The 20,510-nt window shown below is 71.6% G+C and carries 15 protein-coding genes and 1 pseudogene; 6 read left to right on the forward strand and 10 right to left on the reverse strand.

Annotated elements, in window-relative coordinates; all coding sequences use genetic code 11:
- The coding region (locus D474_RS27815; RefSeq protein ID WP_040703114.1) for a glycosyltransferase family 2 protein at positions 1-1,333 on the forward strand (1,333 nt) is incomplete at its 5' end.
- A 108-nt stretch (positions 1,334-1,441) separates the two neighbouring features.
- Here the strand turns inward: D474_RS27815 and D474_RS0106025 are convergent.
- The 4 genes from D474_RS0106025 to D474_RS0106040 all read right to left on the reverse strand — a co-directional run bounded on the left by D474_RS0106025 (position 1,442) and on the right by D474_RS0106040 (position 5,770).
- Positions 1,442-1,900: a MaoC family dehydratase gene (locus D474_RS0106025; protein WP_017612690.1), complete on the reverse strand. Its 459-nt coding sequence runs from the start codon at positions 1,898-1,900 to the stop codon at positions 1,442-1,444.
- Between the two features lie 91 nt (positions 1,901-1,991).
- Positions 1,992-3,086, reverse strand: a complete 1,095-nt coding sequence (locus D474_RS0106030; RefSeq protein WP_017612691.1) for an enolase C-terminal domain-like protein — start codon at positions 3,084-3,086, stop codon at positions 1,992-1,994.
- A gap of 200 nt (positions 3,087-3,286) precedes the next feature.
- The gene (gene ald / locus D474_RS0106035) at positions 3,287-4,408 is read right to left on the reverse strand and encodes an alanine dehydrogenase (RefSeq protein WP_017612692.1); all 1,122 of its coding nucleotides are present in this window, start codon (positions 4,406-4,408) and stop codon (positions 3,287-3,289) included.
- Positions 4,409-4,552: 144 nt separating this feature from the next.
- Complete coding sequence (locus tag D474_RS0106040; RefSeq protein WP_017612693.1) at positions 4,553-5,770, reverse strand: amidohydrolase family protein; 1,218 nt, start codon at positions 5,768-5,770, stop codon at positions 4,553-4,555.
- 428 nt (positions 5,771-6,198) lie between these two features.
- On the opposite strand from D474_RS0106040, the gene D474_RS0106045 reads away from it, so the two are divergent.
- Positions 6,199-8,379, forward strand: coding sequence for a cytochrome c oxidase assembly protein (locus tag D474_RS0106045; protein ID WP_083931747.1), 2,181 nt, complete (start codon positions 6,199-6,201; stop codon positions 8,377-8,379).
- A 289-nt stretch (positions 8,380-8,668) separates the two neighbouring features.
- On the opposite strand, the gene D474_RS0106050 is transcribed toward D474_RS0106045, so the two are convergent.
- The 6 genes and pseudogenes from D474_RS0106050 to D474_RS0106075 form a co-directional block, all read right to left on the reverse strand.
- On the reverse strand, positions 8,669-9,055 hold the full coding sequence (locus tag D474_RS0106050; RefSeq protein WP_083931749.1) for a hypothetical protein: 387 nt from the start codon (positions 9,053-9,055) through the stop codon (positions 8,669-8,671).
- 145 nt (positions 9,056-9,200) lie between these two features.
- Positions 9,201-9,551 (reverse strand): annotated as a pseudogene (locus tag D474_RS0106055) (alkaline phosphatase D family protein); the annotation flags it as partial.
- A 58-nt stretch (positions 9,552-9,609) separates the two neighbouring features.
- Positions 9,610-12,678 carry an AAA family ATPase gene (locus D474_RS0106060; RefSeq protein WP_017612697.1) on the reverse strand — a complete coding sequence of 1,023 codons (3,069 nt, stop codon included), beginning with the start codon at positions 12,676-12,678 and terminating at the stop codon, positions 9,610-9,612.
- Positions 12,678-13,835, reverse strand: a complete 1,158-nt coding sequence (locus D474_RS0106065) for an exonuclease SbcCD subunit D (protein ID WP_017612698.1) — start codon at positions 13,833-13,835, stop codon at positions 12,678-12,680. The genes D474_RS0106060 and D474_RS0106065 overlap by 1 nt, the downstream gene beginning before the upstream one ends.
- A 93-nt stretch (positions 13,836-13,928) precedes the next feature.
- On the reverse strand, positions 13,929-14,588 hold the full coding sequence (locus D474_RS0106070; protein WP_017612699.1) for an O-methyltransferase: 660 nt from the start codon (positions 14,586-14,588) through the stop codon (positions 13,929-13,931).
- Between the two features lie 216 nt (positions 14,589-14,804).
- Complete coding sequence (locus D474_RS0106075) at positions 14,805-15,527, reverse strand: metal-dependent hydrolase (protein WP_083931748.1); 723 nt, start codon at positions 15,525-15,527, stop codon at positions 14,805-14,807.
- Between the two features lie 227 nt (positions 15,528-15,754).
- Here D474_RS0106075 and D474_RS0106080 point away from each other — a divergent pair, with 227 nt between their 5' ends.
- The 4 genes from D474_RS0106080 to D474_RS0106095 all read left to right on the forward strand — a co-directional run.
- Positions 15,755-17,593 (forward strand): ABC transporter substrate-binding protein, encoded by a 1,839-nt coding sequence (locus tag D474_RS0106080; protein ID WP_026118221.1) that lies wholly within the window; start codon positions 15,755-15,757, stop codon positions 17,591-17,593.
- Complete coding sequence (locus D474_RS0106085) at positions 17,590-18,645, forward strand: ABC transporter permease (protein WP_017612702.1); 1,056 nt, start codon at positions 17,590-17,592, stop codon at positions 18,643-18,645. Before D474_RS0106080 ends, D474_RS0106085 begins: the two co-directional genes overlap by 4 nt.
- Positions 18,642-19,601, forward strand: coding sequence for an ABC transporter permease (locus D474_RS0106090; protein ID WP_017612703.1), 960 nt, complete (start codon positions 18,642-18,644; stop codon positions 19,599-19,601). The genes D474_RS0106085 and D474_RS0106090 overlap by 4 nt, the downstream gene beginning before the upstream one ends.
- Positions 19,598-20,510: ABC transporter ATP-binding protein (locus tag D474_RS0106095; RefSeq protein ID WP_017612704.1), on the forward strand; the 913-nt coding region annotated here is incomplete at its 3' end. The genes D474_RS0106090 and D474_RS0106095, both read left to right, overlap by 4 nt.

Raw genomic sequence — 20,510 nt, forward strand, 5'->3', positions numbered from 1 at the left:
CCCATTGGTGCTCGGGCCCGTGGTGCCCGACCATGTGCGGCTGATCCGGGCGCCTGAGGGCGCCTGGGGCTCCGGCCACGCCGTCAACTGCGGGGTCGAGGCCTCCACAGGGGACGTGGTCCTGCGTCTGGACGCCGACATGCTCGTCTTCCGCGAGCACGTGGAGTCGCAGCTGCGCTGGCACCACCAGTTGGACTACGCCGCGGTGCTCGGGCACAAGCTGTTCGTGGACTGGGATCCGGGACGGCACACCCCGCAGCAGGTGCGCGACGAGGTCGCCGCGGGCCGGGCGAACAAGCTCTTCGAAGCCTCCACCGCCGGGCGCCACTGGATCGAACGCACCATCGCCCGCACCAACGGGCTCCGCGACGCCGACCACTCTGCCCACACCGCCTTCGTCGGGTGCACCGGTTCGGTGCACCGCTCGTTGTTCGACCGTGCCGGGGGTCTGGACCCGGACCTGGCGCTCGGGGGTGACACCGAGTTCGCCTTCCGCCTCCACCAGCAGGGCGCGGTCTTCGTTCCCGACACCGGGACCAGCAGCTGGCACCTGGGCCGCACCCAGATGCAGACCCATCACGACGCCGGCGTCCGCTACCGCACGCCCTACCTGGCCAACCGGGTCCCCGAGTTCCACCAGCGCCGCTCCGGCCGGGCACGCCTGTGGGAGGTCCCCTCTGTCGAGGCCGTCGTCGATGCCACCGAGAACGTGCGCGAGGCCCCGGCGACCACGGCCGCTCTGCTCGAGGGCACCACCCCCGACCTGCGGATCCACCTGGTCGTGTCCGCCGAGGGCGGGCACGCCGACCACCTGGCCGAGGTCTACCTCGGCGAGCCCCGTGTGCACATCACTGAGCACATGCCCGGGGCCGACCCGCGTGTGCCGCACCGCCTCGTAGTGCCCTCCGGTGTCCTGCCCGCACCCGCCTGCGCGGCCGACCTCGTCGCCGAGGTCGACGAACGGCGGGTCGGGCTCCTGCACGTGATGCTGCCCGGGGCGAGCGGGGAAGAACACACCCTGCGCCTGGAACGCGCCGGCGCCTTCGCCCGCGCCCGCCACCTCGAACCCGAGGCGGACGGCCGGGAACTCGACCGGGTCGTGGAGGAGCTCCACGGCATCGGGTGGCTGCCGTGGGAGAGGTTCGTGCACCCGCCCGGCACCGACCTCGACGCGTTCCCGAAGGCCGACCCCGAGGAACTGATCCGGCTGGTCAGCAAGGCCCGGGAGGAGGAGCGCGCCGCACGCGCCAGGGTGCAGCGGGCCGAACGCCGCCACCGGTGGCTCGCCCCCGGTCTGCGCGAACGCATCCAGAGGGCTCTCGGCCACCAGTGACTCAGGAGGGGCCTGCCAGCGGAACCGCCGGGGATCTTGCTACCAGAGCCAATGTCGGCGCTGAACCCTGCTCTGGTAGCAAGATCCCCGCCCACGGGAGCATCGTGGCTAGGGGACCCAGAGCCCGAGCGACTCCGCCACCAGCGCGGGGCGCTCCTCGCCCTCGATCTCCACGGTGTGGGTGACGGTGAGCAGCAGGCCCTTCTCGGACTCCTTCACCTCGCTGAGCTCGGCCACGTCGCGCACGCGCGAGCCCGAGGTGACCGGCTGGAGGAACCGCACCTTGTTCAGTCCGTAGTTGATCGCCATCTGCGGCGGCTTCGCGACCTTGATGAGCTGCGGGGAGAAGTGGGCCAGCAGCGACAGCGACAGGTACCCGTGGGCGATCGTGGTCCCGAAGGGGCCGGCGGCGGCCTTCTCATGGTCCACGTGGATCCACTGGTGGTCGCTGGTCGCGTCGGCGAAGAGGTCGATCCGGCTCTGGTCGATCGTGAGCCAGTCGGTCGGGCCCAAGCGCGCGCCCTTGGCCTGGGCGACCTCCTGGACATCGGCGAATTCGCGCACCACGCCTCCGTTCGTCGGGTCCGGTTCATGGGGGCCGGACGGGTGCGGCTCACTCTACCTAACAGTGTTCGGTTAATGCAGAGGTGGGAACGGCTCACGTGTGCAGCGGGCCCAGGACCAGCGACTTGGACGTACGGCCCTCCAACACGTGCCGATCGATCCCGTGGCCCAGGCCGCTCTCGGTCAACGGCACCGGAACCACGCCCTCGTGCGCGCGGACCGGGGGCGTGACCACGTCGCGCCCGCGCCGACCCGCGGGTGGCATCTCCACCGGCAGGGGCGCACCCGACAGCGATGCCAGCGCCACCGTCGCCGCGCGGCCCACACCCGTGGTCGCCGAGGAACCGCACCAGACCTGCCATCCGGCGTCCACGGCCCGGTCCACGGCCCGTCGAGCAGGGGTCAGGCCGCCCAGACGGGACAGGTCGATGTCGACCGCACTGCCCGCCTCGGCCCGGATCACCGTGTCCAGGTCCTCCAGGCACGTCAACGAGCGGTACAGCGCCACGGGTGTGCGCAGCTCCGTGGACAACCGGGCGTGCGCCTCCAGGTCATCGGGTCCGAAGGGGTCCTCGATCGCCAACAGGCCCAGACCGTCGAGCGCGCGCAGCGCCTCCAGGTGCTCGGGGGACTCGGTGTAACGGCCGCCCCCGTCGATCTGCAGCACCAGGAACGGGAAGCTCGCCTGCACCGCGTGCACCACGTCGAGGTCCCACCCGGGGGAGACCTCCAGGCGGATACGCCGGAACCCCGCTCCCACCTGGCGGTTCACCTCGCGCACCACCGATTCGACCGTCTTCTGCTGCGGCAGGGTCACCCCCGCGGTCAACGCCGTGCGGTCACCGCCCAGCGCGTGCGCCAAGGGGGTGTGCCGACGGCGGCTCCACAGGTCCCAGCACGCGGTGTCGAGGGCTCCCGCGACCGCCGGGTCCCACGGGAGATCGGCCCAGGCGTCCGCAGCCTCGGTCGGACGGCTCCAGGCGTGGTCGAACAGGGCAGGTGCGAACTGCGACTCCAACGACTCCCACTGCCGGGGGTCCGCTTCGGGGATCTCGCCCCAACCGCTGACGCCCTCCTCGTCGGAGAGCCGGACCAGCACCGGGGCGCCGCGCCCGCCCGAGGGCGTGCGCAGCCGCAGGAGCTCGAGCTCGACGATCCGGGTGGTGGTCGCCGATCCGGTGTGTGCCACGCTGTTCCACCTTCGACAGTGCCGTCGTGCGTCGGACTCCGGACCGTGCTGGTCACGGCCCGGTCACCCTTCGACGGTACCCCCGGTTCGAGGGGGCGACCACCCCGGAGCCCGTGCCTGTGGACGTCTGCGTTCCTGGTCACAGAAGCGCCGGGCCGCGCGGGTGTCCCACGCGACCCGGCGCCCGGTCAGGATGCAGGTCAGGCCTCCGCGAGCACCTGCTCCAACGGCAGGTGCTTGAGGTCGTGCGCTCGCGCGACCGGCTCGTAGACCACCTGGCCGTCGTGGGTGTTGAGCCCGCCGGCCAGAGCCGGGTCGTCGCGCAGGGCCTGGCGCCAGCCCTTCTCCACGAGCTCGATCACGTACTGGAGCGTGTCCTTGGTCAGCGCGTGCGTGGAGGTGTTGGGCACCGCGCCGGGCATGTTCGCAACGCAGTAGAACACGGTGTCGTGCACGTCGAACGTGGGGTCGTCGTGCGTGGTGGGACGGGAGTCCTCGAAGCACCCGCCCTGGTCGATGGCGATGTCGACAAGAACAGCACCCGGGCGCATGCGCGAGACCAGGTCGTTGGAGATCAGCTTCGGGGCCTTGGCGCCGGGCACCAGCACCGCTCCGATCACCATGTCCGACTCCACCACCGACTGTTCCAGCTCCAGGGCGTTGGAGACCACCGTTCTGACCTGGCCCCGATAGACCTCGTCGAGGTGGCGCAGCTTGCGCACGTTGAGGTCCAGGACCGTGACGTCGGCGCCCATGCCCACAGCGATCTGGGTCGCGTTGAGGCCCGAGACGCCCGCGCCGATGACCGTGACCCGGGCCGGACGTACACCCGGGACCCCGCCCATGAGCACGCCCCGGCCGCCGTTCGGGCGCTGGAGCGTCACCGAACCGACCTGGGGCGCCAGGCGGCCGGCGACCTCCGACATCGGGGCGAGGAGGGGAAGGGTGCCGTCGGAGGCCTGGACGGTCTCGTAGGCGATCCCGGTGACACCGCGCTCCAACAGTGCGTCCGTGCACTCGCGGGACGCGGCCAGGTGGAGGTAGGTGAAGAGGGTCTGCCCGCGCCGCATGCGGTGGTACTCGGCGGGAACGGGCTCCTTGACCTTGAGGATCAGGTCGCCGAACTCCCACACCTCGTCGGCGGTGTCGAGGATCCGGGCCCCTGCCTCGGCGTACTCGTCGTCGCCGATGGAGGAGCCCCGACCGGCGTCGTGTTCGACCGCGACCTCGTGGCCGCGGTTGACGAGTTCGTGCACCCCGGCGGGGGTGATGGCCACTCGGTACTCGTGGTTCTTGATCTCACGGGGCACGCCGATGCGCACGTTTCCTCCTCGGTATCTCCGTTGATACCCCTACTGTGACCTGGGAGGGCCACCCCACGCTATCGCCAACATGCATGCCGCTACGGCACCTTGTTGACAGGGTGTAAGGGCGATGTGTGGCCTGTGACACGGGGGGATCGGGGGTTATTCCGGTGCCCTCGACCGGCCGGCCACCCACACACGTTCCACCCGTCCACGTACCCGCATCCCGGCGTAGGGACCCGGGTCGGATGCCGGGACGTGGACCTCGGCCCCGGGATCGAAGGCGACCAGGTCCGCGTCGCGCCCCTCGGCGATGCACCCCTTGTGGCCCAGCCCCACCAGCGCCGCCGGAGTCTCCGCCGTCCACCGCGCGAGGGTGTCCAACCCGAGGCCGCGGCGGGCCAGCGCCGTCCACAGCGCGGAACGGCTCCAGGCCAGCGTGTGCAGTCCGTGGGCGGGCAGATGGCCGGAGGAGACCGTCGTGTCCGCCGGTTCCATGCCCGGGGCGAGCGTGCTCCACAGGGCCCTCCGGTTGGCGTCCGAACGCAGGGGCGGCCGGAACGCGTGCGCGGGGGAGTCGGGGGCCAGGTTCTCCGCGGGCAGACAGAGGTAGTGGGGGCTGGTCTGCGCGCTCAATCGCACACCCACAGACGCCGAGGCCGCCAACAGGGCCGCGCACTCTGCGGCGGTGAACGGGGTGATGTGTGTGCGGGTTCCCGTGACCCGGGCGGCCCCGATGACACGTTCCAGCCCCCGGCGCTCGGCCCGCGGCGGGCGCTGTTGCGCCTCGAACGGGGGAGTGCCCAGCTCACACACGTCTTCGGCGTGCACGAACAGCACTGCGCCGAGGGTCGTCAGCTCGGCCATCGCCTTGCGCAGGCGGACGTCGTCGATCGCCGCCATGTCCGGGGCGCCGCCGTCCGAGAGCGAGCACTGGAACGCCACCGCACCGGCGGCGTGCAGGTCGGCGATGTCCAGCGGCCCCGACACCTGGGTCAGCCCGCCGGCCAGGAACACAGACACCGGCGCCCCCGCGCACGCGCGTTGGTGCACCTGGAGGGCGTCGGCACTGGTCACCGACGGGCGTGCGGGGGCAGGGGCGGCCACCAGCGTGGTCACCCCTCCGGCCAGAGCTTCCTCGCCCGCTCTGCGGTAGGAGCCCTCCAGGTCGCGCCCGGGCACGTGCACCCCGGTGCCCAGGTCCACCCCGCCCGGCAACAGCGCGACCCGGCCGAGGTCCACGTGTTCGTGCGCCCGCAACGGCGCATCGTAAGCGGCCACGGCCTCCACCCGGCCCTGTCGCAGTCCGATCGCCGCCGGGCCGACCCCTGCCGGGGTCACCACGTGCTCGGACCGGACCACGCAGTCGAACTCGGTCATCGTCGCCCCCTCATCGTCGTCCCGACGCTCCGTCCGAGAACAGTGCCCGGAAGGCACACGTTGATGGGCAGGCGGGGAGGACGGGCGAGCGGGTACACACGACGCTCTGCAGTGTGCTGCGTGCCACAACGACCTTACAGCGGGCGAGCGTTCGGGAAGGGGGAAACGTCACGACCGACGGCCCAGGATCCCCTGGGTGCGCCGAATTCGTGCGGTTACCCGGGTTCCCGAGCCAACCCCCGTCCGACAAGGTGTAGTAGACGGTCTAGTGTCTGACTGGTGGACGCCTCCCGTGGCTCTGACCGGTACCGCGCCGCCAGGCGTCCGCCGAGGGCGGTGGCGGGTGACGGGAAGTGCAGGCGTCCGGCCAGCGGCCCGGCCCCGGTGCCGTCCTGCCCGACCGAACATCCCCGAACACGGAGTGGCGCGTGGCTCCTCCCGCACAGAACGACACATCCACCCAGGTCGACCATCCCGACGCCCCCGGAACCGGACGGGTCCCACTGTTCGCCGGCGCCGCCGTCGTGCTCTCCCTGGCGAGCCTGGCCCTGACCCTGGTCCTGGGAGGGGCCGCCTTCCCCGAGGTCATCCCAGGACTGCCCGACTCCGGTGAGGCCGTGCGCTGGGGATACCCGATCGCCAAGGTCGTCATGGACGGTTCCGCGCTCATGGCGGTCGGGCTGTTGCTCATGGCGGTGGTCTTCCTGCCGTCCGAGCGCGGACGCCTGACCCCGCAGGCCGTCGGGTACGTGCATGCCGCCACCTGGGCCGCTCTCGCCTGGGCCGTGGCCGCCGTGTTCACCCTGTACTTCCAGGCCGCCGAGTTCCTGGCCGCCACCGTCGGCCAGGTCAGCGTCGACGAGGTCACCGCCTACGCGGGATCGGTCGACGGCGGCATCGCGCTCATGTTCGTGGTGTTGCTGACCACCGGTATCGCCCTGTTCGGCCGTACCGTCGTCTCGGCCACCGGCGCGTTCTGGCTGCTGGTCTTCGCCGGGATCGCGACCACACCGCCCGCCCTGACCGGGCACTCGGCCTCCGCCGGCGCGCACGAGCTCGCTGTCACCGGCCTGGCGCTGCACATCATCACCGTGTGCGCGTGGGTCGGCGGCCTCATCGCCGTGACCTACCACGCGATGCGCCGCGACGCCCAGGACCCGGTCGTGGCCGTCAACCGGTTCAGCCGGGCCGCCCTGTGGCTCTACATCGGTGTCGCCATCAGCGGTGTGGCCAGCGCACTCGCCCGCTTGTACTCCCTCGAGTCCCTCTTCCTCACCGAGTACGGGCTCATCATGGTGGTCAAGGCCGCCATCTTCGCGGTGCTGGGTGTGTTCGGGTACATGCACCGCACCTCCGCGCTCAAGCGGATCGAGGGCGCACCCTCGGGGGCGGAGGGGGAGACCCTGCGCCGAGGGCTGTTCCTGCGCCTGGCGACGGTCGAGGCGCTCATCATGGCCTCCGTCGTGGGTGTGTCCGTGGGGCTGGGCCGCACCGCGCCGCCCGATCCGCCGGATGACGAGGTCGACCAGGCCGCGGCGATCCTCGGGTTCCCCGTGCCGCCGCCCATGGACCTGCACAACATCCTCACGCTGTGGCGCCCCGACCTGTTCTTCATCATGCTGGTGGTCGTGGCGGGCGGCCTTTACCTCGGCGGCGTGATGCGCCTGCGCAAGCGCGGGGACACCTGGCCGGCCGTGCGCATCATCGCGTTCGTGGCCGGCCTGCTGACCATCGTGGCCGTGCAGATCAGCGGGTTCGCGACCTACGCGATGGTGTTGTTCTCCCAGCACATGATCCAGCACATGGTCATCTCCATGCTCACACCGATCCTGCTGGTGCTGGGCGCCCCCGCCACGCTCGCTCTGCGGGCGCTGAAACCGGCGCGGGTGCGGGGCGACCGGGGCCCGCGCGAGTGGGTGAACCTGTTCCTGAACAGCAGGTTCTCGCAGGTCGTGACACACCCGGGTGTGGCGGCTCCGCTGTTCGTGTTCAGCCCTTACATCCTGTACTTCACGCCGCTGTTCGCCACGCTCATGAACGACCACCTCGGTCACATGCTCATGAGCATGCACTTCCTCATCACCGGGTTCCTCTTCTACTGGATCATCATCGGCATCGATCCGGCGCCGCGGAAGGTGCCGTTCCTGCTGAGGATCCTGCTGCTGTTCGTGGTCATGGCCTTCCATGCGTTCTTCGGCGTGACGATCATGATGCAGTCGGCGCCGCTGGCCATGGACTTCTACAGCCAGTTCGAGGTGCCCTGGAGCGACCAGGTCGAGGACCAGTACACGGGCGGCGGTATCGCGTGGGCCCTCGGTGAGGTCCCGACGCTGCTGGTGACCGTGGCGCTGCTGTTCCAGTGGTCGAAGGACGACGAGCGTACGGAGCGCCGTCGTGAGCGCCACGCCGCCCGCGGCGATTCGGACGACGCCGACATGGACGCCTACAACGCTTACCTGGCCGAGCTGGCCCGGCGTTCGGGCGGGTCCGCGGCCGTGCAGGAGGCCCCGGAGCGGACCGCCGGGGACACCTCGGAGGACGGCGCCGACGGCCCGGGAGACGCCTCGGGCCCGGACGGCGGCGGAAGGACCGACGGCCCGCGCGGATGAGGTGTGCCCGCGCTGCTGAGCCGGGCCGACGGGCGGGGTCTCCACGGTGGGGCCCCGCCCGTCGGTGTGTGCGGGGACTGTGCGGTGCGCCCGACACGGTTCTCCCGTCGTCAGGGAGGGGGCTCACGCGGGGCGACGGTGTTGGCCCGGCCCCTGAGACCGTTCCGGTCCGGCCTCGTCCCCGTGCTGCGCGAGCGGGCCGAGTCACGGTCGTCGGTCAGAAGCGGGCCGGACGACGAAGGCCCCGGAACGCCGGCGATCCGGGGCCGCGAGGAAGTGCGGGGCGGGTTCAGACGGCCAGCAGGCCCACGACCGAGCCCAGCAGCCCCATCAGCATGCAGATGCCCAGACCGGCCAGCAGCACCGGCAGCGAAGGACGCAGCCTGGCCAGTGCCGCCTGCCCGCTGACCGCGGCCTGGCGGCGCGCCACGACCGGCAGCAGGGCGATGTTGACCGCGTAGACGATCGCGACCACACACGCGGCCGTGACGAAGGCGGCCCCGAAGCCGGCACCGGTCGCCAGCGCGTTGGTGGCCGCCAGGCTCGGCAGGGCCACGAGCAGCACGATCGACGCGCAGCCGAAGGCCAGCCGCGCCCGTGGCGAGGCTCCACGTGCGCTCCCGGAGGCGACCAGGAGGAGACCGATGAGGGCGGCCATGACGATGGCGCCCCCCATTCCGAACACGGCGATGTTGACCAGCGAATTCACTCGGTCATTGTCGCACTGGTGTCGGCGTGCCCGGTTCCGGGTCCCGGGGAGGGACTCGCGCGGGGACACGGCTGTCGGAGTCCGGCTCCGCGCGTTCCGGTCGGGCCCGGGTTCACTCGCGGGGGCGTGCTCCCGGTTCACCGGCGTCGATGACGAAGGTGGCGCGGTCGCGGATGGGTGCGTCCGGTTCGCTCACCTGCTCGACCACGCGGAAGTCGGCGGTCCACTGCTCGGGGGTGACGGTGTTGCGAACGTAACCCCGACGGCGGTTGAGGAACCTGATGTGCGGGTTGCCGCGGAGCTGGACCTCGTCGGTGGGGGCCTGTTCGGAACCGTCCTGGCCGCTGGTGAAGGAGGTGCCGACCAGTTCGGTGGCGACGGTCCGCGAGCCCGGATCGTCGAAGTCGGCCTTGACGTCCACCACGTAGTTGGCGTGCACGTCGCCGGTGAGGACCACGGGTGAGCGTGCTGCGCGCGGCGTGGGATCCCCCGACGGCCGACACGCGTTCCTGCCCGCCGGGTCACCCCAGGTGCTCGACGCGGGACCCGGAGGACCCCTTGCGCACCCGCAACTGCGACGTCACCCGGTCGCGCAGGTCGGCCACGTGGCTGACCACCCCCACCGCGCGGCCGCCGTCGCGCAACCCGTCCAGCACCTCGAGGACCTCCTCCAACGTGTCCTCGTCCAACGTTCCGAACCCCTCGTCCACGAACAGGGTGTCGATGTCGGCGCCTCCCGCCTCGGCCCCGGCGACGTCGCCCAGCCCGAGGGCAAGAGCCAGGGAACTGAAGAACGTCTCCCCGCCGGACAGCGTCGCCGGGTCCCGCTCGACCCCGGTCCAGGCGTCGAGCACCCGCATGCCCAACCCGCCGGCGGAACGCGCCCGCCCGTCCCCGGCGGCCTTGTCGACGGTGTACCGCAGCTCGTACCGGCCGTCCGACATGGTCGCGAGCCGGTCGTTGGCGGCGGCCACCACCTGCTCCAACCGCGCCGCGAGCACGTACGCGGACAACCGCACGTGGTCCTCGTTGTCTGCGGCGGTGCCCGAGGTCAGGGCGCGCATGTTCTCCGCGAGCGCGTACCGGTGCAGCACCGGTTCCGAACCGGCCAGGCACGCGTCCAACTCCACCCGGAGCTCGGCCAGCCGCCGTGCCCGGTCCCGCAACCCACCGCGCCAGGCCACCGCCTCGTCCGCGGCCCGCCCGGCACGGGAGGCCGCCTCCGCCACCAACTCCAGGTCGGGCACGGGACCCGCAGCGGTCAGCTCCGGGTCCTCCAACACCGCACGGACCGCCGCCACCTCGTCGTCGTGCGCCCGCGCGCGCTCGCGCAGCACGCGCCGTTCGGGCTCGGGCAGCGCCGCCGCCCACACCTGTTCCTCGGTGGTCGCGGCCGGGCCCGTCCCGGAAGGTGCAGCGGAATCCGCGGACCCGCCGTCCAGGTCCACCCCGGCCAACCGGCGCACGACCTCGGCCTCGGCCTCCCGCAGCTCCTCCACGGCACGGTCGCGCGAGGTGGCCGCCTCGGCCGCAGCGCTCAACCGGTCCGCCTCCGACACCAGCCGCCGGGCCCGCGCGTCGATGGTCGGATCGTCGCCCCGGGCGTCGTCCAACACCGCGGTCAGCCGCTCGCGTTCGGCCACCGCGGCCTCGCGCGCGCTGGTCACCTCCGACATCCGCCGTGCGAGCGTGCCCTCCTGCTCGCGGGCCCGCTCCAGATCGGCCCCGGTGCGCTCCAACGCCTCCTCCAGACGCTGGACCGTGTCGGCCGCCGCCCTTGCTTCCGAGAGCGCCTCGGAACGTGTCCCCACTTCGGCCCGCGCGTCGGCGACCCCGCGCCCCTCGGCCCTTTCGGCGGCGGCCGTGCGCCGCTCGCGCAGAACGGTCTCGGCGTTCTCGGCCTCGCTCCTGCGCACCGCGGCGGCGTCGGCCGCAGTGTGCGCGGCCTTCTCCTCCTCCGCCGAGACCACCCCCTCGGGCCCGGCCACGGCAGGGGAGGGGTGCTCCGCGGAACCGCACACCGCGCACGGCTCGCCCTCGGCCAGACCGGCGGCCAGCTCCGCCGCCATGTGCCCGATACGCCGTTCGCGCAGCGCCAGGGCGTGGTCACGCGCTTCCTGGGCCGCGTCGACCGCCGCACGCCGACGTTCCTGCGCCCCGGCCAGCTCCCCGGAGAGCTGCTCCTGCTCCTGCGCCGCGGACAACCGCGCCCGTGCAGTGGCCAGGGCCGTCTCCGCGCCCTCCACCCGGGCAGCCTGTTCCCGCGCCTCGGTCAGCTCGCGGGTCAACGACTCCACCCGCGGCGGCAGCTCGGAGACCTGCTTCCGGGTGCCCTCCAGGTCATGCGTCAGCCGTTGCAGTTCCGCGTCGTGCCCGGCCACCGTCCGACCCAGGTCGCGCAGCCGTTCGGCGTCCCCGCGCAGCAGCTCCAGGCGCGCGTGTTCGTCCCGGCGCTCCTGCTCGGCCGAGCGCAGCGCCTTCTGCGGGCGCGGCTCCCCGGCGTCGGGCCACTCGTCCACGGCCTGAGCCGCGAGGACCGTGCGGTCCAGCCCCGGAAGTCCGTCCACCAGGGCGAGCCGCTCGGTCAGCTCCGCCCCGGCCTTGTCCAGCTTGGCGCGCCGCTGGTCCCGAGCGTGCAGCGACGGGAGCACCGTGTCCGCCCGCTCGGCCGCGGTCAACCGCAGGTCGATCTCGGACCGCTCCCGAGCCCGCTCCTTCAACTCCGCGTCACGGCGCCGCGCCGCGGACAGCCGCTCGTGCCGGTCCCGCATCGCACGCCCGCGCTCCAGTGCCGCGCGCGCCTCCTCACGCTCGGCCACCACCCGGGCGGTGACCGTCTCGGCGTCGCGCGCGGTCGCAGCGGTCACCGACGCCGCCTCTGCCGCCCACGACGACAGCTCGGCCGGGTCCTGGGGGGCCTCCGACCGTGCCGCCTCCGCCAGGCGGCCGGCAGCACCGCGCACCTGTTCCTCGGCCGACTCCACCTCCCGGCGCAGCTTGGCGGCGTGCCCGCGGAACCACTCCTCCACGTCCCGGAACACCCGCGTGTTGAAGATCCGCTCCAGCGACTCGCGCCGCTCCTCCGACCGGGCCCGCAGGAACCGTGCGAAGTCCCCCTGAGGCAACATCGCCACCTGGCAGAACTGGTCCAGCGTCAACCCCACGAGATCGCCGATGAACTGCCCTGCCTCGTCGGGGCGTGTGGTGACACCGGCCCACGACCCTCCGACCCGCTCGGTCACCACGACCTTGGCGTTCTCGACCTTGGTGCCCCGGCCGCGTTTCTTGGGCCGCTCCCAACGGGGCTTGCGCGCGACGTGCAAGCGCCGCCCGCCACAGGTGAACTCCAGGGTCACCTCGGGTTCGCGCTCCAGCGGGGCATGGTCGCTCTTGGGCGAACGGTCGTTCTGCCGCGCCCCCGGGACCCGCCCGTACAGCGCGAAACAGACCGCGTCGAGCACCGAGGTCTTGCCCGCCCCGGTGGGCCCGTGCACCAGGAACAGCCCGCCCGAGGTCAGGCGGTCGAAATCCACCTGCTCCTGCCCGGAGAAGGGCCCGAAGGCCCGCATGGTGAGGGTGTGCAACCGCATCAGCGGGCCCCTTCCTGGAGGCGGACCTCCTCGACGGCGGTGTCCACGAGTGCGCGCTCCTCCTCGGAGACGGGTGCGCCGCGAGCCCACTCCACGAAATCGGCCACCACCGCACGTTCGTCGCGACCGGAGACCTTCGCAGTGACCGGACGGCGTTCGGGAGCACCGCCCTCCGGGTCGAAGTCGAGCATGAGTGTGTGAGGGAAACGCTCGCGCAGCCGGTCCATGGGTTGGGACGGGCGACGCGGGTCGGTGAGGGTGATCTGCAGCCAGTGCTCGGTGAAGCGTTCCCACTCGGCCCCGGACAACAGGTCGTCGATGCGCCCGCTGATGCGCGCCAGCGGACGGGGTACCGGGGCCCGCACGAACTCCGCGCCGGACAGCCCCGAGGCGTCCAGATCCACGATCCAGTACCCCTTGACCTGGTGTTCCTCGGAGAAGGAGTAGGCCAGCGGGCTCCCCGAGTACCGCACCGCCGGGCTCAGCGTCTGGCGCCCGTGCAGGTGCCCCAACGCGGCGTAGTCAACCCCGTCGAAGATCGCCTGCGGTACGTGGCTGGCACCGCCCACCGAGATGTCGCGCTCGCTGTCGGAGGGCTCGCCGCCGGTCACGAACGCGTGGGAGAGCACCACCGACCGCGTCCCGGGGCGTTCGGCGAGGTCGGCGCGGACGAGGTCCATGGCGTGGCCGATCGCGGCCGGGTGCCCCCGCTCGGAGAGCCCCCAGTGGTGGCGGGCGATCTCCGGCTCGAGGTAGGGGATGCCGTAGAACGCGACGGGGCCGTGCTCGTCCTCGAGTACCACCGGGGTTCCCACGCCGTCCATGGAACTGCGCAGGTGCACCCCGGAGGCGTCGATGAGGTCGGTCGCGAAGGACATGCGCGCCATCGAGTCGTGGTTGCCGCTGATGAGGACCGCCCGCGCCCCGGTGGCGTGGATGCGCGCCAGGGTGCGGTCGAACAGCCGGACCGCGTCGACCGGGGGCAGGGCGCGGTCGTAGAGGTCGCCGGCGACGACGACCACGTCGACGGCCTCGGTCCGGATGGTCTCGACGAGGTGGTCCAGGACGCTGCTCTGCGCGTCGAGGAGGTTCTCGCGGTGGAAGGAACGGCCCAGGTGCCAGTCCGAGGTGTGCAACAGGCGCATGGCACTGGACATTACCGAAGGTCGGGCCGGGGCGTGAGGGCCTCCCGGGTACCAGTGGACGATCGTGGTCCGGCCGGCCCCGGTCCCGCAGCCCCGGCCACACGGTCAGTTCTTGCGGGCCAGCGTCAATCCGTCGCCGAGCGGCAGCAGCACCTGTGTGACACGGTCGTCGGCCACGAGCCGGTCGTTGAAGTCACGGATCCCCTGGACGTGCGGCGCCGTGTTGTCCGGGTCGACCACCCGACCGTGGGAGAGGGTGTTGTCCGCCAGCAGCAGCCCGCCCGTGCGCATGCGCGGGACGAGCTCCTCCCAGTAGTCGGTGTATCCGGTCTTGTCGGCGTCCAGGAAGGCGATGTCGAACTGCTCCTGCTCGGGCAGTCCCTGCAGCGACTCCAGCGCGGGTCCGATGCGCAGCTCGATGCGGTCGGCGACGCCGGCGCGCTCCCAGTAGCGCCGGGCCACCGACGTCCACTCCTCGCTGATGTCCAGCGCGAGCAGGCGTCCGTCGTCGGGCAGGCCCCTGGCGAAGCAGATGGCGGAGTACCCGGTGAAGGTTCCGATCTCCACGACGTCGCGTGCCCCCTGGATCCGGGTGAGCAGGGTCGTGAATGCGCCCTGCTCGGCTCCGATCTGCATGCCCTTGTGGTCGGGGTACAGGCGTGCGGTCTCCTCGGCGAGCTCGGCCAGCACCGGGTCGACGGGATCGGTGTGGTCGACGAGGTAGGCCTGGAGCTCGGGAGTGATGGTTTCCGTGGTTCGAGTCACGCCCGCCAGCCTAGGGCCTGTTCGGCGAACACCGATCACCTGCTGCGCGGCGCCCCAGCGGCACTCCCGGTGGCTCATTGAGGCCGGGATCTTGCTACCAGAGCCGGTATCGGCGCTGAACCCTGCTCTGGTAGCAAGATCCCCGCCCGCGGGGCCGCCCCCGGTGGTCGAGAGCGGTTCCAGCGGCAATCACAGGGCCGCGGTTGCCCGGGTACCTCACCCCTGATTGTGGTCGGGCAGGATCTCCGGCCAGTCGAACAGGTAGATCGACCCGAGGACCACGCCGACCGTCAGCAGCGGGGTGACGACCTTCTGCTCGAAGGGCCCGTCGGTCTTGAACCCCTTGTTCTGTCCGATGCGCTGTCGGTAGAGGGGCCAGAAGATCGGAACGCCCATCTTCGTGACCATGTCGCCGAAGAAGTGCAGTATCACGCCGAACGCGACCGCCATGCCCAGCCAGCTGTAGTCGGTGCCCGTCGCGTACAGCGCCAACGTGATCGCGGCCGTGGCCAGGGCGTTGATGACGCCCGAGGCCGTGCGGTTCTTGTCCAGGCCGAAACCCAGTCCCTGCAGCGCGATACCGATCAGCAGGAACACGAAGACCTGCACCGCGAGGTCCGACCACAGCGCCAGCAGCGTCACGACCGTGCCCATGAGCGCGGCGAAGAAGAACGAGTGCGTGCCCATCCGGTGCCCGCCGAACAGGAAGTTCAGCATGTCGCTGAGTATTTCGGTGACCTTGCCGTAGGTCTTGGTCACGGTGGCGCTGCGGTGGTCGACGTCGGGCAGGAGCGCCGCACCCGCGCACACCAACGAGCCGGCGATGATCTCACCCGGCCCCAACTCGAAGGTGAGTCCGAAGATCTCCCGGTCCTGAACGGCGGCGGCCACAGCCATTCCGCCCACCACGCCACTGAGCGCGTGCGAGTGCCCCATCATGGCCGGAAACCGTAGCGGAGTATGCCAAGGGCGGCCAATCGGGGGGAATTGCGGACGCCAAATCCTCGCCGACAGCGCTCCTGAGCCGCGGTTCGGACGCGAATGGATACCGATGTCACGGCGCCCGCCGAAGATCGTTGACCCCCTTCGGTCGGCGTTGGTAAACAACCAACAACCCCCAGCGGTGGCCCGGCCACCGACCCCACGATCCACGACAGGGGCCGTGCATGAAAAGTCCGTACCCTCCCGTCGGCACCCTTTCTCGGCGCTCCGCGTCAGCGGCTGGCGCAATGATCCTCGTCGGAAGCGTGAGCGCGGTACCTGCCGCCGCCGACGAAGGCGGCACCGACACACTGACCGTGGCCATGTCCCAGCAGGTGGACACCTTCAACCCGTTCATCGCCCAGCTCGCGGTCACGACGAACATCCTCCACCACGTCTACGACCGTCTGGTCACCGTCGACCCCGAGACCAACGAACCGGCCCCCGCCCTGGCCGAGAGCTGGGAGGCCTCCGACGACGGCCTCACGTGGACCTTCGACCTGCGCGACGACGCCTACTTCACCGACGGCGAGCAGCTCACCGCCGACGACGTGGCCTGGACCCTCACCACGATCATGGAGAACGAGGACGCCTCGGTCGCCTCCGGCAACTACGTGTCCGCGTTCGAGGAGGTCACCGCCGAGGACGACACCACCGTCGTCATCGACCTCGAGCGGCCCCAGGCCACCATGACCGCGCTCAACATCCCGATCGTGCCCCAGCACGTGTGGGAGCCCGTCCTCGAGGAGGAGGGCGACGCGTTCGCCGACTACGACAACGAGGACTTCCCCGTCGTGGGCAGCGGTCCGTTCGTCCTGGCCGAGCACGATCGCGGACAGTCGATCCGCCTGGAGGCCAACCCCGACCACTGGCGCGGCGAGCCCGGCTTCGACGAGCTGGTCTTCCGCTACTACACGGAGCAGGACGCCGCGGTCGAGGCCCTGCGCAACGGCGAGGTCTCCCTCGTCTACGAGCTGACCGACGCCCAGGCCACCTCCCTGGAGGACGTGGACGACGTCGAGGTCAACTTCGCCGACGGCAAGCGGTTCCAGGCCTTCACCATCAACCCCGGCGCCGAGACCCGCGACGGCGAGGAGTTCGGTGACGGCCACCCGGCGTTGTCCGACAAGACCCTGCGCCAGGCGATCGCCATGGCCCTGGACAACGACGAGATCGTCGAGCGCGGTCACAACGGCCAGGCGGTCGCGGCCGGAGGCTACATCCCGCCGCGCTACGAGGACTTCCACTGGGAACCGGAGGGCGACGAGGCCACCCTCGACTTCGACCCCGACGCCGCAAACGAGATGCTCGACGAGGCCGGTTACGAGACCGGGGACGACGGGGTGCGCACCTCACCCGACGGCGACCGCCTCGAACTGCGCATGCACGTGCACTCCGACCGGCCCGACAACGTGCAGACCGGCCAGATCATGGAGGAGCGCCTTCGCGACATCGGCATCGAGGTCGACAACCAGACCGTCGACCCCGGCATCCTCAGCGACGCCCTCTACGACGCCGAGTACGACCTCATCTTCACCGGGTGGACCGTCAACCCCGACCCGGACTACGTGTTCAGCATCCACACCTGCGACGGCCTGCCCACCGAACCGGGCACCATGCAGGGCGACGCGTACTTCTGCAACGAGGAGTACGACGAGCTCTACGACGCCCAGTTCGAGGAGCACGAGGACCGCGACCAGCGCGCCGAGCACGTCCACCGCATGCAGGAGATCCTCTACGACGAGGCCGTGGTCAACGTCCTGAGCTATCCGAACATCATGGAGGCCTACCGCACCGACCAGATCTCCGACATCCAGCTCGAGCCCGCCGACGGCGGCAACATCTGGGGTCAGGACGGTTACTGGGCCTTCTGGTCGGCCGAACCCGCCGGCGAGGACGCGCGGTCCGGGGCCGGGATCCCCACCGGGGTCCTCGTCGGTACCGGCGTGGTCGTGCTCCTCCTCGTGGTCGGGGGCACCCTCCTGGCCATCCGCCGCCGCGCCACCGCGGGGGACCGCGAGTGACCTCGACCCCCACAGCGACCGAGGAACCGGCCGGGGCGCCCCGTGAGGACGCCCCGGCCCCGGGCGGCGGCCGAGCACGCCGGGTGGCCCTGTACGTGCTGGGCCGCCTGACCACCGCCGTGGTCTCCCTCGGCGCCGTCATCGTCGCCGGGTTCTTCCTGTTCCGGATCCTGCCCGGCGACCCGGTCCGCGCCATGACCGAGGGGCGCGAGGTCAGCCTGGAACAGCAGGAGGAGCTGCGCCGCCAGTTCGGGCTCGACCAGCCCCTGTGGGCCCAGTTCCTCGACTACGCGAGCGGGCTCCTGCGCTTGGACCTGGGCGTGTCCTTCCAGTACCGCGAACCGGTCGCCGACCTCATCCTGGAGCGCTTGGGCCCCACACTGCTGCTGGCCGGAACCGGAACCCTGCTGGCGGCCCTGCTCGGCCTCTTCCTCGGCGCCCGCGCCGGGTGGAGGCCCGGCGGGCGGGGCGACCGCGTCAACACGGCGGTGGCCCTGTTCTTCTGGTCGGTTCCCACGTTCTGGCTGGGCCTGCTGCTCATCGTGCTGCTGGCATCCGGCCGCGGTTTCTTCCCGGGACTCTTCCCGACCAGCGGAATGACCGGCCCCGACGCCACCGGCTTCGAAGCGGTCCTGAGCACCGCCCATCACATGGTGTTGCCGGTGGTCACCATGGTCGCGGTCATCTATGCGCAGTACCTGATGATCATGCGTTCCTCCCTCATCGACGAGAAGGGCGCCGACTACCTCACCACCGCACGCGCCAAGGGGCTGCGCGACGCCCTGGTGCGCCGGCGCCACGCGGTGCCCAACGCGCTGCTGCCCACGGTGACGCTCATCTTCCTCAACCTGGGCCAGGTCGTCTCCGGGGTCATCCTCGTCGAGACGGTCTTCTCCTGGCCCGGGCTCGGCTACCTGTTCTACTCCGGCCTGCACGTGCCCGACCTGGGCCTGGTGCAGGGCCTCTTCGTGCTCTTCGCCGCCTCGGTGATCCTCATGAACCTGCTGGCGGACCTGGTGTATCCGCTGCTCGACCCCAGGGTGCGCCCATGACCGACCTCGACCCGCGCCCGCGCCCCGAGGCGGCGGCCCCCGTGCCCTCACCCCGCGCCCTGGCCCGGCGGCGCAGACAGCGTGCGCTCGGCCGGTTCGCCCGCTCCTACGCACGCAACCGCGCCGGTATGTTCGGCCTGCTCTCGTTGCTGGTCATCGCGACGGCGGCCCTGACCGCGCCGATGTTCGTCGAGCAGTCCCACCTGAGCATCACCGGGGCGCCCGGTCAGCCCTACGAACCGCCCAGCGCCGAGTACCCGCTGGGCACCGACAACTTCGGCCGATCGGTGCTGGACCTCATCATCTGGGGTGCACGCGTGTCCCTGGCGGTGGGCCTGCTGGCGACCGTCGTCTCGGTCACCCTGGGCACCGTCATCGGGATCACCGCGGGACACTTCGGCTCCTCGGGCGGCACCGGCGGGCGCATCGCCTCGACGGTGCTCATGCGCATCACCGACTGGTTCCTGGTGCTGCCGACCCTGGTTCTGGCGGTCGCCCTGGCCGCGGTCCTGCCCGGCGGAACCGGGACCATCATCGTCGCGATCGGCCTGACCGTCTGGCCGCCCACAGCCCGCCTCGTGCGCGCCCAGACCCTGGCGGTGGAGGCCCGACCCTACGTCGAGCGTGCCCGCGCCCTGGGCGGCGGCCACACCCACGTCATGGTCTGGCACGTGCTGCCCAACGTGATGCCCGTGGTGCTGGCCCAGACCACCCTGCTCGTGGCGACCTCGATCATCGCCGAGTCCACCCTGGCGTTCCTGGGAATGGGCGACCCGACCACGATCTCGTGGGGCGGAATCCTCGAGGCGGCCCGCACCGCCGGCGCCGTCAGCGCGGGCATCTGGTGGTACATGGTCCCGCCCGGGCTGGCCATCGCTGTGGTCGCGCTGTCCTTCACCCTGTGCGGGCGCGCGGTCGAGTCCGTCATCAACCCCCGGCTCAGGGAGAACCGTTGACTTCCCTCCTCGACGTCCAGGACCTGCACGTGACCTACCGGACCGAGGACGTGGACGTGCTCGCGGTCCGCGGTGTGAATCTGTCCCTGGACCCCGGCGACACCCTGGGCCTGGCGGGGGAGTCCGGCAGCGGCAAGTCGAGCGTGGCCCTGGCGCTGCTGCGGCTGGGGGCCNGGGAGGACGTCCTGGCCATGCGCTGGGGAACTCTGCGCGCGGTGCGCTGGGTCGGGGCCTCGGTCATATTCCAGGGGGCCATGCACTCCCTCAACCCCGTGCGGCGGATCGGCGACCAGATCGCCGAACCCATGCAGGTCCACGGCACGGCCAAGGGAGCCGACGCGGCCGAGCGCGTGCGGGGCCTGCTGCGCCAGGTCGGGCTGCCCGCCTCCCGTGCCCGCGACTACCCCCACCAGCTCTCCGGAGGCCAGCGCCAGCGCGTCATGATCGCCATGGCCCTGGCGTGCGAACCCCGCCTGGTCATCGCTGACGAGGCCACCACCGCCCTGGACGTGATGATCCAGGCACAGATCCTGGACCTGCTGCGCTCCCTGGTCGCCGAGCACGGTATCGGCATGCTCATGATCAGCCACGACCTGTCCGTGCTGGCCGAGACCTGCGACCGCGTCGGGATCATGTACGCCGGACGCGTCGTGGAACAGGGTCCGGCCGCGGGTGTCGTGCACGAACCCGCTCACCCCTACGCCGGTGCCCTGAGCGCGGCCTTCCCCACGATCGGCGACCCCGCCTCGCGCCTGGCGCCGCGCGGTCTGCCCGGGGACCCGCCCGACCCCGCCGACCCGCCGGCCGGCTGCGTGTTCCGCCCGCGCTGCCCGGTCTCGGAGGAGGTCTGCGCGAGTCTGGACCCGCCCCTGTGGCCCGTCGACCCCGACGAACACGGTGACTCCGACC

It is taken from the genome of Nocardiopsis salina YIM 90010, assembly GCF_000341025.1.
Lineage (GTDB): Bacteria > Actinomycetota > Actinomycetes > Streptosporangiales > Streptosporangiaceae > Nocardiopsis > Nocardiopsis salina.